Below are 14,243 nucleotides of genomic sequence, written 5' to 3'. Positions count from 1 at the left end.
ATTTCACTTCTAGATTTTAGCACTTCTAGTCTTAAACCTTTTGATTTGGTTACGTTTATCCGATTGGCAACTAACGCTCTGTTAAGGGGTGAGCAACGCAATACCGAACCCGCCGCAAACCACCTTAATCACTAAAACCAACGCATAGTGAAAATGCCACGCGTTGCGAATCACTCTTAAACAGTTTGTTATGTTTTATTTGCCTCATATGTAGAGATTAAGAAAAGTGACATTGTCCCAGCTAAGTTTACAGCAAGCTCTGCATGCCTTGCTTGTGGCTTTACTGGACGCTTACCTTGACCATGAGCGTCACCCAGCTTATTCCGTAGGGTTCCTAAACCATTTACTATCCCTGAGCAACCACCAAGAATCTGTTTAAATATGGGTTCATTGTGCTGTTCTGGTGCCATATTTAACTCCTTTGCCGTCAACTTATACAGCTCGGAGAGTTCAATGGATGTGCTATTATACTCAACACCTTTTTCATCAAGAATATGCTTACACACACTTTCTAAAATGGTTCTTGCAATTGTAATTGCTCCCTCCGGATCTCTAACTTTTCGCTCTAAAGCTTTAGTCCATGCATGATGGATACTTTCAGAATCAAAGTTCTGTAGAACTTCAGAAATTGATTGTTGAGCTGGATGAGACTGACCTTTTTCTAGGAACTCTAGGAGTGGATTAAACTCTTGCCATAGGAACTGACGACGCTCAGCATAACTTCCATACTCAAATTTTATAAACTGCCAAAATTGCTCTAGATTACGATTGGTTTTCACAAATCGAGGAATCATCTGAGCTATGGTAGGGTTACCAAGTAACTCTGCTCTAATAGTTTGGTAATCACTGTTATCTCCAGTTCCGCCAGTTGCTTCCGCAACTAACAAATTCTGTAGATATTCGACCCTATCGAATAGGGATTCCAAATGATCTAACTCACTCATTTACTTCTCGAAATTTCCTATAAAACATAACGCCAAATTAAGGTGTGAACAACGCTAACCACTCTACCTAAAGAATTGTGCCATAAACACTAAATTCACTTAAAGTGATAGCGCCAAGCGTTGTGAATCACTCTTAAATTTCTTGTTATATGCGTGGTGACATTGGCGCGAAAGGTATTTCGCATACTTTCAAGTAAGGCTCCTCTCCAAAAGGAGACTCTGCTAATTCAATTTCTCCGTGCGATGTATAAACGTCAAACAGGGCATTAATTTCCACCAAATCACCTTCAAGCTCAATGACTCTATCATTTGCGCTACTACACCCTCCACGCTGTCCAAGTTTGAAGGCTAGATACATTTCGTGTATCGACTTAACTACAAGCGCGCAATGAGTCTGCTCATGTCGATAGAGCTTCTCAAGATATGGGCGAAACTCCTCAGCTGATTCAGCTGAAGTCCTAGACATTTCAAACTTCGGAAGTGCATAGGTAACTTCAAGATCAAATTCATGAATTTCGCAAGAATCATCATGCGTATGGAAGTCATATTTCCACGCGGTGTACCCGTCAAAGCCCTCATTTACTAGAAAGTCAGGTCTAGAGTTAAAAGAGTGTTCAATTTCCTCAACACTATTGCCGCTAATCTCATACACTTCAAACTTTTTCTGGAAGGGAAAGTCTAACCTAACGTCAGCATTAGCCTGATTGGAGGCCATTAAGCAAGCTATTGAAAGTGCGATTTTTTTCATCATTTTCCTTGAAGCATATAACGCCCAATTAAGGTGTGAGGCACGCAATACCAATGCTACCGCATACCACCTTAACCACTAAAACCAACGCATACCAAAAATGCCACGCGTGCCGAATCACTCTTAAATTGTTTGTTATAAAGCGGACTCTACGTTAAACGCCTTTTCGAACCACACTGAGCTTATGTACTGCCCATGTTTCTTCGCATATTCATTGAAAACTCCGACTTCTCTGAAACCAAACCGTTTATGTAATGCAACTGATGCGTCGTTTGGTAATGCAACACCCGACAATACACGATGGACACCATAGGCACGAATTGATGAGAACAACTGAGTATATAGTTTAGAACCTAAACCTTTCCCCTTTGCTTCTTGTGCCAGATAAACGGTCACTTCTACGGTGTCGTCAAAAGCTGAAATTGCTCTGTACTGTTGGGAACATGCAAAACCTAGCAACACGCCGTTTTCTGTGGCTACATATAGTTGATATTTGGTAGTGCTAGAAAACTGAGAAAACCATTTCTGACGATTTTCCAGAGTAAATGGAACTTCCTCAAAGCGTGCATTAGTGTGCTCAATATAAAAATTAAAGATGTCGGTGATACCAGCAACATCTTCAAGTTTACCTGTTCGAATTTCCACGAAATGTCCTTTTTCTTCGAGCTTTATAACGCCCTGCTAAGGGGTGAGCAACGCAATACAAAAGCCGCCACAAACCACCTTAATCACTAAATTCAACGCATAGTAAAAATGCCACGCGTTGTGAATCCCTCTTGAGCAGTCTGTTAGTTTGCAAACCCAAAGCGTTGATTTTAAGTTATTTTAAACTTTGCAAACAACAAACTTTAAGTGCTTTGATGCATTTAAGTCAGGCGTAGTCTAAAAACGGCTAGTCAATGAAACCACTTGGAACAAACAACGCCGCAGAAAACGAACTTACAACACCAAAAAGCGCTTTTGGAAAACAAATCTCACAATGCGGATTTTCAACAAAGCAACTGAAACCACATGAACTTACCACACCAGAGAAAACGCCATTTCAGCGAGTAAATCGGCTTTTGTACCAACAAACTCAACGAGCAGAGTTTCAGCAAAAAACTGCGACTCAGTTAACCCCAAAGTCACCGCACCAAAGAACAAATCAACCGTTGAAACGATGCCAATTTTGGATTTTCACCATGTTAGTTAACACTGAAATTGAACGCCGATACGACAATTTCAACTTTGAGCTTTTACCACTAGATCTTGCGATATAGCTGCGTTTTTCCTCTTGCAAACTAACGCCCAATTAAGGTGTGAGGCACGCAATACCGATGCTACCGCATACAACCTTAACCACTAAAACCGACGCATAGTAAAAATGCCACGCGTGCCGAATCACTCTTAAATTGTTTGTTAGTACGCTGCTCCTAAACCTTTTGGCTTGCACCGAGATACTGAAATATAGCACGAAAATTGTGGCTTAATACGTTGAGGCCAAAAGGAAAACTGCCAAGCTAGAACTCAACTTCAAAACGTAAGTTGGCTAGAAGAAAACTCGCAAACTCCCCTATTTTGACCAGTTTCAAATTAGCAAAAGATTCGGTCACCGAACTTTGACAACCACACCAAAGTACAGAATTGAAAGCTAAAAAGCCAACAACACAAAAGAAACCGCGCCAACGAAATAGCCCCAAAGTTAGAAACCGTAAACGGTGAAATCGACGCGAACACTCCGCACATAGTGCCACCGGAAAGAACGTGAAAGGCACATTTGATCCGGTGAAAAGCTAGAAAACGGAACTGATAAACACCGAAATTTTTACCGTTCATGCCAATCCCGTACTAACGCCCTGTTAAGGTGTGAGCAACGCAATACAAAAGTCCCTGCATAACACCATAAACACAAAACGCAACGCATAGCAAAAATGCCAAGCGTTGCGAATCACTCTTAAACAGTTTGTTAGCTGCTACCTTCGCTAATCTCTCTGATAGATAACTGTTACTGTGCTATTGAATTTGTTTTTTGCAATTTCATAGTCAGGATTATAGGTCGCCAGATTATGGATACCAACACCAATTGCCGTAAGTAAACCAGTAACTTGCGTCACTCCTGTTGGTATAGCCATTCCTCCCATTGCCGCACTGCGGTACTCAGTATATACACGACAGCTCATTCCTTGTTTTTCTATTACTCCCTCAAGCCTGTTAACCACAAATGAGATATCTCGTACCGCAACAACTTGAAAAGAACCTTTGGCTTCGACTAACTCTGAGATTTTTTCTTTAGTTAATTCATCAGCCGTAAATTTTTTAATATCTATTTCACTCATATCATCTTCTCTAAATGAACTGGGCATCACCCAATACACGTTCTTCTTATAGCTGTATATAAACCATTTAAACCAACCCACTGATTTTACGCCATTTTGAACACTACTAACATCACGTGCGCAACAAAACACATAAAAAATTCAAACGTATGGAAAATAGACTCAAATGAAATGAGTCAAAATGTCCCCTTTAGAACAAGTTACTAATGTTTAAAGCTATTCAATTTTGCTATGCGCCATTCTTGAGCAGCTAACGCCGCGTTAAGGGGTGAACAACGCAAACCACCCAACCTAAGCCATTGTGCCTTAAACACAAAAGCCAAACATTGAACCAAAACCGCCAAGCGTTGAGAATCCCTCTTAAACGCTTTGTTATACCACTACTCAAAGCTTTTCACTGAACTCCCCGCACTGCTTACACTTGTAACCATGCTTGTAAAAAAACAGTGGAAAACCCAGTAAGATAAATACTAAGAAAGCTGGACGCTTACCTTTTGTAAATGCAAATAGCTCTGTGCTACCACAGTTAGGGCAAACATCTTTTGCTTCATCAACGGCAACTTCATTTTCCAATGATTCCGAGAAGTCACTACTAAGTATTTGTTTCGCTTCCTCTGCATCACTCTCGGCCACCATCAGACGAACACCGCCCATGGCGTTTGAATAAAGCCACTGAGTATTCACCGTGTGCTCGTCAGCGATGTGACTTTCTATTCCGGCACTATCTAGGCTCGCTTTCGCAATATGGGCTTCATGAGGAAAAGAAAACCTTGCTACTACAATCACATTTTACTCCTTGTGGTATAACGCCGCGTTAAGGGGCAGCAACGCACTGCCACCAAACTTCAATTTGCCGCCGTAAACACCTATTCCAAGATTTGAGCCAAACTCGCCACGCGTTGACTGTCCCTCTTGAACGCCTTGTTAGCTTAATTCATGCAAGCCATTGTATATCAAAAAACTGACCTACTACACTATGAAGTAGGAGCTTGAGACAGACAACTGAGCCGAATTTACAGGTTTGAGCTTTGAATTACCTTGAACTAAACCAAAACCGCCGAGCGTGGAGACTCACGGAACTTCACACACAAAAGCTGACATTTGAATTGCTTGATTTCACGCGAGGACTTTGTCACTGACACCTAACGAGGCGATGCTTGAATTTGCACCGACTTGATATCAAACCGATAACCGATAACCGATAACTGATAACTGATAACTGATAACTGATAACTGATAACCGAACAGCTTAGTTAGGAACAAAACGAGTACAAGATAAAACATTGCCAGAGCACGATATCTCGATTTAGTTCGGTGCTAAACATTTGCTATAAGATTCTGATTTTTAGAGAGTAAGCTAACGCCCTGTTAAGGTGTGAGCAACGCAATGCCGAAGCCGCCGCATACCACCTTAACCACTAAACATAACGCATAGTAAAAATGCCACGCGTTGCGAATCACTCTTAAACAGTTTGTTATGTACTTGTGTGGCAAAGTGTTTCAACCATTCTATCTACGTAAGTCACAACCAACTCAATTTGATTTTTAAAATTATCAACACTTATGTACTCGACTCCTTTAAGGGTTTCATTTCCTTTTTTGTCTGTTGCATACCTAAAAGAAAAAGAGTCCTCATCAATTTGATTAAACTGATTAACAATTTTACGTTCTTTGGTTAATTTAGGAGTGAATACAAGCGTAATATTATCTCGCTTTATAAGAGCGTCATATTGTTTTATTGCTGTATCCCAAAGAGGCAACTGCTTGTGTTGAGAAAGGATCTTGTCATTTCTGTTATAGCCTAATTTTCTATCTAGCTCTCGAATGATATCTTTGAGTGTCAATTCCAAATACTGTCGATAAAGAAACACTATGGGAAAAACCAGAGTATCTTTTTCGTTAGTGAGCCTATCACCATAATTTACGGTTAATTCTCGCGCTGCTGTTTTATAACCTTCATTATAGAAAGGAGCTTTATTTAGCATCCAATGTCTGCATTGGTACGGTCTTTCTTTATACCTTCAAACAACTTTGTCAATTTCTACTCCTTAATACAAAAAAGTACATAACGCCCTGTTAAGGTGTGAGCGACGCAATACCAAAGCTTCCGCATACTACCCTAACCACTAAAACCAACGCATAGCAAAAATGCCAAGCGTTGCGAATCACTCTTAAACAGATTGTTATGTGTTGATGTTTATGTGGCAGCTATTTTCTATCACGACAGATATAAAACTCATTTTTAGCGTTCAGTAATAATGCACTGTCCACACTTTCACCAATTAGTTCCGCTGAGTATTTATTAATTGACTTACCACTATATTCGATAGTAATAGCTTTTTTGGTGCCAACTTCAGTTTCACTCCAATCTGTAAACAGGTAATAAGTTCCACCTTCTACGTGAGTTCTCTCTATGTTGTGCTTAAAAGTTAAAGGCTTTCCATTTTTGTAGCTATGTTTTTCAATTACAGCATTGCTCATGAGTGTAAATGAAACCGTCGACACGGATAAAGTGGGATCTTGACACAATTCCAACGTAATAATCTCATTTTCATTCATTTGAATAGCATTCGCAGGAGTATGAAATAGAAGAATTATCGTGGTAAAAAGAACACTGTACTTCATAGTAATATTACCGATTTTCCTTTCAAATTATTATGATGCATATTATCAATACCTTGTAGCTACAAATTTGGCGAAAACACATAACGCCTTGTTAAGGTGTGAGGCACGCAATACCAAAGCCTCCGCATAGCACCTTATCCACTAAAGCCAACGCAGAGTGAAAATGCCACGCGTGCCGAATCACTCTTGAACAATTTGTTATACATAATATTTATTCACAACCAAGACTCTACTGAACCAGCATTTCTTGGGATAATTAACAACTAACTCATAACTTTCTGTTGAGTCAAAAACAATACGATAATGATCCTTTTTTTCTTCACATACAGAACTAAGGTTGAAACTATTATAAAATGGTTTAAAGCTATAACTTCCGACTAATTCTAGTTGTTTATTGATTATTAGCACCTCACAACCTTCCTCAAACGAACAGTCCCAATTTAGAAACAGTAAATAGTAATTTTTAAGCTCAAACTGCTTTTCAATCACATATCCTGGAGTTTTGAATTTTAATTGCACTCCATCGAAAAATAACGCGGATTTGAGCGGGCGATTCTCATAAGCGCATCGATGCTCTTGAATTGTAAACTTACTTATTACCTTCATCACATGCCTATTATGTATAACGCCGCGTTAAGGGGTGAACAACGCAAGCCAGCAAACCTAAATTATTGTGCCATAAACACTAAAGCTAAACTTTGAACCGAAACCGCCAAGCGTTGAGAATCCCTCTTGAACGCTTTGTTATGTGCGTAGCCTATTCTTGTACAACACTCACCCACTTGGAGCGCCATTCTTGCGCTTCCATTGGCTCTGGCCAGAACTCTTTTTGTTTTCGAATAAGCCCATTTTCTACAGTATGAAAAGTAATAGCACGCGCCTTTTGCACGCTATCAGTTATAGAAACATCAGTGACGACCGTTTCGCCATCACAGACAATTGAATGAACGACAAACTCCCAAATACCATTTGCTGGATAGTAAGAGTTGATTGCTGTGAAATTGTCTCGCCCAACAGTAAGCTCACCAGATTGAGGCCAAAACCCTTCAAAATCAGGGCTAAGCCACTCGCTCGCTTTCGCGAAATCATTAGTTTTCATTGCTTCCCAAAATGCTACGACAACTTCCTTTGAATTCATTTTTCCCTCCAAGCACATAACGCCGCATTAAGGGGTGAACAACGCTGCCGCCCAACCTAACCCATTGTGCCGTAAACACTAAAGCCGATTCAAACCAAAACTGCCAAGCGTTGTGAATCCCTCTTGAATGCTTTGTTAGTTGCCAAGTCTAACGCTTTGATTTGAAATTAATTGTAACTTTGCCAACACGAACTTTACGTGTTTTGAAGAACTTAAATCAGGCGCAGTTTCAAAGCGCCTGTCACTGAAACCACTTGGAACAAACAGCGCCGTAGAATGCAGCCTAACAACACCAAAAAGCTCATTTGAAAAAACAATGCCACAAAGCTGACTTTCAACAAGTAAATCGGCTTCTGAAACGGCAAACCAAACTAGGAAAAGATCGATGCTCAATTCCCGCGAGCCAAGATCCCGAAGTTCTAAGTGCAGAATAGATCAAAGCACATGAACAATTAGACCTAAACATTCTGTTTTAGCTGCGATTTTCTCGTTGGCAACTAACGCCGCATTAAGGTGTGAGCAACGCTACCACCTAACCTAAACCATGCCACCGTAAACACAAAACCCAACGATAGAATGAAAAATGCCAAGCGTTGGGAATCACTCTTAAATGCTTTGTTATGAAACTTTGTCAAAGTTGTATCGGCGAAGCACAACGTAATCCAAACTACCACACCAAATTACTGGTTTTCCTGTTGTTGCATAGTAGCAATCACCAATGATAAGCGCATGACAACCCTCTAATTGGTCTAACGACTTATCTACCTTAAAGTAAGCTCGGAACTCTTCTGTGATATCAGGATTGATTGAAACACTTAAGCCATCGGTGCGATTACCTGCGTTTAACCAAAGCCTACCATCTGCAGTAAAGCCAGCGTCACTGATAAAGCCCCAATAAACTCGACTTAGCCCGTTGTACCCTTCGTGGACATCTTTAAAGTTTACAAATAACTCGTTCGCTTTTTCTGGTAAACCCTGAATGGGAGCATTAGGTATTGTTACTTTAGAATCAGATGTATAGAGCTTGTCGGAACGAACTAGCTTATATAATGTGTTTTTAAGCGTTAGATGTGCAGGGTAATCTTTACCACCACCATTTTTAACCTCTTTTCCTGATCTTCGCTCTCCCACAGGAGTGTCCGGTTTCGGTGCTGGGGTTTGAACATCCACTTCATAGTTTTTATCTAAGCCAAGATCCAAAACTATGCCTGAGTCTGGATTAGCCGCAGGCTGTCCATCGCCTCCATCGCCATCATCAATGACTTCATAATTTGTCGCATATGTGCAATCTTCAGAATGATGGGCACAGAAATGGGGAACTTTGTTCCCATAACTAGATTTTCTAAACCAAGCATCGCCTTTACAAGAAGTACATTGCAGATTTCGGCGCATAGTTACTATAGCTTTTTCACCTAACGCCCAAAATTCATCTGCGTACCATTCTTTTCCATCAATAGTACAAAAAGCAATATCCATTGTTATTACCTCTTAATTATTTTCGACCTAGCCAAATTGGAAGTTTCATAACGCCTTGTTAAGGTGTGAGGCACGCAATACCTAAGCCACCGCATACCACCTTAACCACTAAAACCAACGCATGACAAAAATGCCACGCGTGCCGAATCACTCTTGAACAATTTGTTAGCATACTTTTTCAATGCTCATAGATCTTTAAGTGATTCTCTTAGTTTATCCATAGTTTGAATTCCAAGTTCACTACTAACCCAACCGTACTGGTCGCCATGAAACCTAGGGAAAATATGCAAATGGTAGTGATCGAGCTCGTTGAAATGAGGTGTCTCTCCATTGTTTTGCATAAAGCCGATACCATCGGGATTGAACTTAGCTTCTATACGTTTATATAAATCTCTTGCAACGTCGGTGATCTCAAAAAACACAGACTCAGGCAGGTCAATGAAAGTACGGTATTGAGTCTTAGGACAAATTAAAATATGCCCAAAGTTGATTGGATCATGGTCTGCAAAAGCTATAACTTGGTCAGATTCGTACACGATGACCGAGTCAATTTCACGATTAACAATTTGTTCGACTATCGTAGCCATCTGAACTCCTATCAAAGTATGCTAACGCCCTGTTAAGGGGTGAGCAACGCGATGCCCAAGCCGCCGCATACCACCCTAAACACTAAAACCAACGCATAGTGAAAATGCCACGCGTTGCGAATCCCTCTTGAACAGTTTGTTAGGCATTGGCTTCCGGTGCCTCTGACTTTCTCAGGTATAGAGCCAATGACCCAAAAAGTAACTCTGCAACTAAATAAACATACATTAGTGTATTAGGTTGACCATCAAGCAAGATACCAATTAGACGACCAAACGCCATAGATAACAATGTAATAGCTACAATGACTAAAGCCAAAGTTACATCTTGCTTAATCTTGAGGACGAGTATCAAAGCAAGACCGACTGCAAACTGGGCACCACCATGCGTAGCCCTAAAATCAATAGTCGCTGAGGTAGAATTAGGGCTTGAGCCTGTAATTAAGTTTGCCATTTCTACCGGGAACACTGCAAAAATAGCTCCGTAGAGCAAAAAGAATAGCGCAGTTAAGTAAACTAATAATTTCGACATACCTACTCCCTTAGGTTCGAAAAGATGCCTAACGCCGCATTAAGGTGTGAGCAGCGCTTGGCTATACTTGAGCGAAGCGAAACTGCCAAGCGTTGCGAATCACTCTTAAATGCTTTGTTATAAAGCAAACTCCCCAACTGTGACCGTGTTTATTAGAGGGTTTTCATCCAAGACCGGAATTCCAACTAACACATTATTGTCTGTATGCTCGGTAGCGCCTTGAGCATAAATAGCACAAATTTTTTCTTGCTCTGCTTCGTTTAGACTTTCCCACCACTCTGGTGATATGTAAATATTTTCAACCATTGCGAAGGTGAAAATAGAAAGTGAGTTTGAAACAGAACCTGTCTGAAGGAGTTGGTTAACAAATTTTAAATTGCTTCTTGAATGCTCTTTCAACCACGACAAGACAATGTACCCTTTGTTTTCAGAAGCAAAAGAGTTAATGAACACATAATCTGGTACATCCTTGGGATCATTAGATATCGTTTGAAGCAGTTCACCATCGAAGCCAACCGTATACCCCAGTACCGCACTGGTCATAACCCTCGGAGGTAATTCAAGTTCCACGACTAAGTGATGTAAGTCATCAAAGGCAGTAGCCGTAAACATGTGATCAAGCTTCTGCTTCAGGTACCGCAGGTCTCCCATTGTAAGATCATTATTTGAACCATAGTATTTAGCCATTTGTTGTATCATAACTTGTTCACTAAGAGATTTACCTTTATCTAACTCTTGGGCAAAGCTAAATGTATTTGCAGCGCTCTCTTTTACAAAAAGTTCTCGGCATAAAGATCGATATGCCACAAGAAAACAATGGTATGGACTTTTATCAAACGCATTGTCTTCAATCGGAGCGAATATGTCTTTGTCGTGAGTTGAGCAGAAACCAGTAAACACTGAGGCTTGGTTAATACCTACTTTCTTTGGACGGACTCTTGTAGACATAGAGAAGTCATGATTTGTTTTGAAGGTAGTATAAACATGTCCATCTGCTGCTATAGATTTTAGGGAGGAGCTTTTTGATACTGAATGCGCTTTGATGATTTTCTTTGAACATTCAGATTTCATCGATTCTGGTACGCTACAAAATTTTTTTGAGTTGAAGCTATTCATCTCTTTCATTATCGTACCTTTATCAACAGGAGCTTGTTTATCACGCCCTAAATGACAACGTTTGTATTTTTTCTTTGAGCCACACCAACATGGCTCATTTCTTCCAAGTTTCACTGATGTTCCTCTGCTTTATAACGCCCTGTTAAGGTGTGAGCAACGCAATACCGAAGCCACTGCATACCACCTTAAACACTAAAACCAACGCATAGTAAAAATGCCACGCGTTGCGAATCACTCTTAAACAGTTTGTTATAGCGCTTTGCCGTTTACAAGTGACCAATGATGAGGCATTAATTCTCGTATAGTCTTGAAAACCAATGCATTCCCTGAAGTCGTAATTGCTGCTTTGACATCCCCACCCCAATGGACGAGGCGCTCTTGGCAAACTCCGCATGGTGACAAAATTAGAAATTCATCGTTCTCGCTCTCACGACACAGGCATAATGAGTGGGTCACTCGCTCATTGAGTTTGTGAGCCTCTAAATACGCTCCCACCTCCATGCATAGTGAAAGAGCATCGTTTTTAGTATCAGGAGCAATGCTTGTTAATATTTTTCCTGACTCTGTTCTAACAGCCGCAGCTCCACCCCAACCAGAAGGATATCGCATATTTACTAGTTCTATTGCTGCTTGATAGAGCTCTTTTTCGATATTATCCATGACCATCCATATTCAATTTTATCGTGCGCTATAACGCCTTGTTAAGGTGTGAGGCACGCAATACCGAAGCCTCTGCATAACACCTTAACCACTAAAACCAACGCATAGTAAAAATGCCACGCGTGCCGAATCACTCTTGAACAATTTGTTATGTTTATTTCCCACGAACAGAGACCTTTTCAATGTAAAACCCAAGCCAACCTTGCTTACCACAAGCTTCAACCATGCTACCTATATCAATGCTATCTCGCATCAGCTTTTTCGTAGGGTACCAAAAAGTGCGATTCGACTGAGGGGCTTCAATCGTGATATCACTAAGACCAAACATAACCCTCCTACCCTCGGCAGCGTTTGAGAGTTTGCCGACATGACAATAGCCTTGCCCTGTTAAAATCGTAGTAATTAATAAAACGCGAAAAAATGGTAATAGAAGAATTGCGATAATCGGGTATGCAAAAAGCCCAGAGAATATTAACACCTGCCATCGATTGAAACCGGCTTTATGCCTAAGTCTATGAGCCATAACTGCCCATACACTTTCCCAAAGATTACAAATGCCAAGTAACAAGCTGTACAAACAGGTAAAAACCGATAAACAATGAAGTCAAAATACGCACCAGACATATCAAATGGCAGTCTGAATACAATGATTGAAGTACCAAAATATATCGCGAAGAAGAGACTCACACTGTTGATAGCTGACATTTTTATCCTTTAAACATAACGCCCTGTTAAGGTGTGAGCAACGCAATACCGAAGCCCCCGCATACCACCTTAATCACTAAATTCAACGCATAGCAAAAATGCCACGCGTTGCGAATCACTCTTGAACAGTTTGTTATGTGCGTGGTTGAAACCTACTCTACACTTGGCTCCGGTAAAACTGGTGGTGTACTGTCCATATAAGTTAAAAAGTTTTCCCATAACTCGTGCGTTCTTTGCTTAGTTAACTTAGTTTTGCACGATATCGCCATAACTCCACGAATAGTTCCATCACGCCATTGCGTATAAACCGAATCACAGTGAGAGGACATATATGCTTGCCAATCCTGTTGAGCAAGCTTAATTGCTGCGATCAGTTCTGGGTCATGAGAGTTGTGCTCAAAGCTAGTGTTTAGATATTTGTCTAATTTAACTTGTGCTGACTCTAGTTCAATAGCAGTACATTGGTTTATCTCGATTGTGGTCATCGCATTATTACAGTCAATGGACTCTTCTTCAGCAAGAGCACCAAATGAAAGACTAGCTAATATGATGATTAGACACTTATTCATCGTTTTCTCCTAAAGCACATAACGCCGCGTTAAGTAGTGAGCAACGCAGCCACACTACCTAACTACTACACCGTAAACACATCCCCTAACGTTAACACTAAAGTCGCTAAGCGTTGGGAATCTGGCTTAAACGCTTTGTTATATTTTCGATTACTGATATACCAAGCCTTGTAATCTCTTGCATATCTACACCATGCGCAATTTCTGCGTGCAAGCAAGCCAAGATTTCATTAGCTGTAACCCATGTTGCTATTTTAGGGTTTTCAATGGTGAAATCCGTACGATTTAAGGAAACACCTTGGATCTTAAATGTTGGATTAACACCATGACCAAGTATCTTAGCCAGTGCTTTTTTTTGACCATTTTCCAATGAGCTCATATAAGTTTCAAAGTCAAAGGCTACTTCTGAAATGTTATGAACTAACTTGTTCCTTAATTCGGCTAATTTAAGAAGGAATGTTTTTTGCTCTGGACTAATAATTCCTAGCTTCAACATCAGTGCAATTTTTCCGTGCCGAGGGTGAGCTTGCTCTAGACTGGATAAAGCACTAGAGATCTCAGGATGCTGGAGTTTTGAAGCTATCGCTTCTGTGCTAGCTGCTTCGAATAGCGCACTTAACTTGATAATAAATGACCAATCATCCTCTTGATGTAGTTTACGGTAAAATCCCTTTGGCAAACCAAGAAGTACCTCTAGATTCTCTACAGCTTCTGCTATTTCACTCAAACCTTACTCCGAAATTGATAAGAAAATATAACGCCCTGTTAAGGGGTGAGCAACGCAATATAGAAGCCGCCGCAAGCCACCTTAAACACTAAAACCAACGCATA

At 40.5% G+C, this 14,243-nt stretch carries 17 protein-coding genes; all 17 read right to left on the bottom strand.

Features of this window, described 5'->3' with window-relative positions:
- Positions 1-188: 188 nt before the first annotated feature.
- Positions 189-944, bottom strand: a complete 756-nt coding sequence (locus R7Q47_RS22420; RefSeq protein ID WP_248486789.1) for an abortive infection family protein — start codon at positions 942-944, stop codon at positions 189-191.
- A 145-nt stretch (positions 945-1,089) separates the two neighbouring features.
- On the bottom strand, positions 1,090-1,695 hold the full coding sequence (locus R7Q47_RS22415; RefSeq protein WP_238939371.1) for a DUF922 domain-containing protein: 606 nt from the start codon (positions 1,693-1,695) through the stop codon (positions 1,090-1,092).
- A gap of 132 nt (positions 1,696-1,827) precedes the next feature.
- The gene (locus R7Q47_RS22410; RefSeq protein WP_042522774.1) at positions 1,828-2,337 is read right to left on the bottom strand and encodes a GNAT family N-acetyltransferase; all 510 of its coding nucleotides are present in this window, start codon (positions 2,335-2,337) and stop codon (positions 1,828-1,830) included.
- Between the two features lie 1,316 nt (positions 2,338-3,653).
- Positions 3,654-4,007 (bottom strand): hypothetical protein, encoded by a 354-nt coding sequence (locus tag R7Q47_RS22405; protein ID WP_176225792.1) that lies wholly within the window; start codon positions 4,005-4,007, stop codon positions 3,654-3,656.
- A 384-nt stretch (positions 4,008-4,391) separates the two neighbouring features.
- Positions 4,392-4,793 carry a DUF2007 domain-containing protein gene (locus R7Q47_RS22400; protein WP_025789463.1) on the bottom strand — a complete coding sequence of 134 codons (402 nt, stop codon included), beginning with the start codon at positions 4,791-4,793 and terminating at the stop codon, positions 4,392-4,394.
- Between the two features lie 689 nt (positions 4,794-5,482).
- Positions 5,483-5,992 (bottom strand): hypothetical protein, encoded by a 510-nt coding sequence (locus R7Q47_RS22395; RefSeq protein WP_020838844.1) that lies wholly within the window; start codon positions 5,990-5,992, stop codon positions 5,483-5,485.
- 223 nt (positions 5,993-6,215) lie between these two features.
- On the bottom strand, positions 6,216-6,632 hold the full coding sequence (locus tag R7Q47_RS22390; protein WP_025539159.1) for a hypothetical protein: 417 nt from the start codon (positions 6,630-6,632) through the stop codon (positions 6,216-6,218).
- Positions 6,633-7,389: 757 nt separating this feature from the next.
- Positions 7,390-7,770, bottom strand: a complete 381-nt coding sequence (locus R7Q47_RS22385; protein ID WP_020838827.1) for a nuclear transport factor 2 family protein — start codon at positions 7,768-7,770, stop codon at positions 7,390-7,392.
- Between the two features lie 135 nt (positions 7,771-7,905).
- Positions 7,906-8,163 (bottom strand): hypothetical protein, encoded by a 258-nt coding sequence (locus tag R7Q47_RS22380; protein WP_069485881.1) that lies wholly within the window; start codon positions 8,161-8,163, stop codon positions 7,906-7,908.
- Between the two features lie 225 nt (positions 8,164-8,388).
- Positions 8,389-9,246, bottom strand: coding sequence for a hypothetical protein (locus R7Q47_RS22375; RefSeq protein ID WP_248486791.1), 858 nt, complete (start codon positions 9,244-9,246; stop codon positions 8,389-8,391).
- A 185-nt stretch (positions 9,247-9,431) separates the two neighbouring features.
- On the bottom strand, positions 9,432-9,833 hold the full coding sequence (locus tag R7Q47_RS22370) for an HIT family protein (protein ID WP_023585550.1): 402 nt from the start codon (positions 9,831-9,833) through the stop codon (positions 9,432-9,434).
- 139 nt (positions 9,834-9,972) lie between these two features.
- Positions 9,973-10,362: a DUF4345 domain-containing protein gene (locus R7Q47_RS22360; protein ID WP_138940481.1), complete on the bottom strand. Its 390-nt coding sequence runs from the start codon at positions 10,360-10,362 to the stop codon at positions 9,973-9,975.
- Between the two features lie 117 nt (positions 10,363-10,479).
- Positions 10,480-11,592, bottom strand: a complete 1,113-nt coding sequence (locus R7Q47_RS22355; protein ID WP_248486793.1) for a YecA family protein — start codon at positions 11,590-11,592, stop codon at positions 10,480-10,482.
- A 135-nt stretch (positions 11,593-11,727) separates the two neighbouring features.
- Positions 11,728-12,138 (bottom strand): cytidine deaminase, encoded by a 411-nt coding sequence (locus R7Q47_RS22350; RefSeq protein ID WP_021033956.1) that lies wholly within the window; start codon positions 12,136-12,138, stop codon positions 11,728-11,730.
- A gap of 154 nt (positions 12,139-12,292) precedes the next feature.
- Complete coding sequence (locus tag R7Q47_RS22345) at positions 12,293-12,466, bottom strand: hypothetical protein (protein ID WP_248486795.1); 174 nt, start codon at positions 12,464-12,466, stop codon at positions 12,293-12,295.
- Positions 12,467-12,995: 529 nt separating this feature from the next.
- Positions 12,996-13,412 carry a lysozyme inhibitor LprI family protein gene (locus R7Q47_RS22340; RefSeq protein WP_017821968.1) on the bottom strand — a complete coding sequence of 139 codons (417 nt, stop codon included), beginning with the start codon at positions 13,410-13,412 and terminating at the stop codon, positions 12,996-12,998.
- 106 nt (positions 13,413-13,518) lie between these two features.
- The gene (locus R7Q47_RS22335; RefSeq protein WP_248486797.1) at positions 13,519-14,139 is read right to left on the bottom strand and encodes a hypothetical protein; all 621 of its coding nucleotides are present in this window, start codon (positions 14,137-14,139) and stop codon (positions 13,519-13,521) included.
- Positions 14,140-14,243 lie beyond the last annotated feature (104 nt).

Source organism: Vibrio sp. Vb0349, from assembly GCF_033338975.1.
This window is presented reverse-complemented; position numbering and strand designations above follow the sequence as displayed.

Excerpts from the sequence above, each read along its gene's own strand:
- R7Q47_RS22420 (WP_248486789.1), bottom strand. The coding sequence starts at position 944 with ATGAGTGAGTTAGATCATTTGGAATCCCTATTCGATAGGGTCGAATAT.
- R7Q47_RS22415 (WP_238939371.1), bottom strand. The coding sequence starts at position 1,695 with ATGATGAAAAAAATCGCACTTTCAATAGCTTGCTTAATGGCCTCCAAT.
- R7Q47_RS22405 (WP_176225792.1), bottom strand. The coding sequence starts at position 4,007 with ATGAGTGAAATAGATATTAAAAAATTTACGGCTGATGAATTAACTAAA.
- R7Q47_RS22395 (WP_020838844.1), bottom strand. The coding sequence starts at position 5,992 with ATGCTAAATAAAGCTCCTTTCTATAATGAAGGTTATAAAACAGCAGCG.
- R7Q47_RS22390 (WP_025539159.1), bottom strand. The coding sequence starts at position 6,632 with ATGAAGTACAGTGTTCTTTTTACCACGATAATTCTTCTATTTCATACT.
- R7Q47_RS22385 (WP_020838827.1), bottom strand. The coding sequence starts at position 7,770 with ATGAATTCAAAGGAAGTTGTCGTAGCATTTTGGGAAGCAATGAAAACT.
- R7Q47_RS22375 (WP_248486791.1), bottom strand. The coding sequence starts at position 9,246 with ATGGATATTGCTTTTTGTACTATTGATGGAAAAGAATGGTACGCAGAT.
- R7Q47_RS22370 (WP_023585550.1), bottom strand. The coding sequence starts at position 9,833 with ATGGCTACGATAGTCGAACAAATTGTTAATCGTGAAATTGACTCGGTC.
- R7Q47_RS22360 (WP_138940481.1), bottom strand. The coding sequence starts at position 10,362 with ATGTCGAAATTATTAGTTTACTTAACTGCGCTATTCTTTTTGCTCTAC.
- R7Q47_RS22350 (WP_021033956.1), bottom strand. The coding sequence starts at position 12,138 with ATGGATAATATCGAAAAAGAGCTCTATCAAGCAGCAATAGAACTAGTA.
- R7Q47_RS22345 (WP_248486795.1), bottom strand. The coding sequence starts at position 12,466 with ATGTTTGGTCTTAGTGATATCACGATTGAAGCCCCTCAGTCGAATCGC.
- R7Q47_RS22340 (WP_017821968.1), bottom strand. The coding sequence starts at position 13,412 with ATGAATAAGTGTCTAATCATCATATTAGCTAGTCTTTCATTTGGTGCT.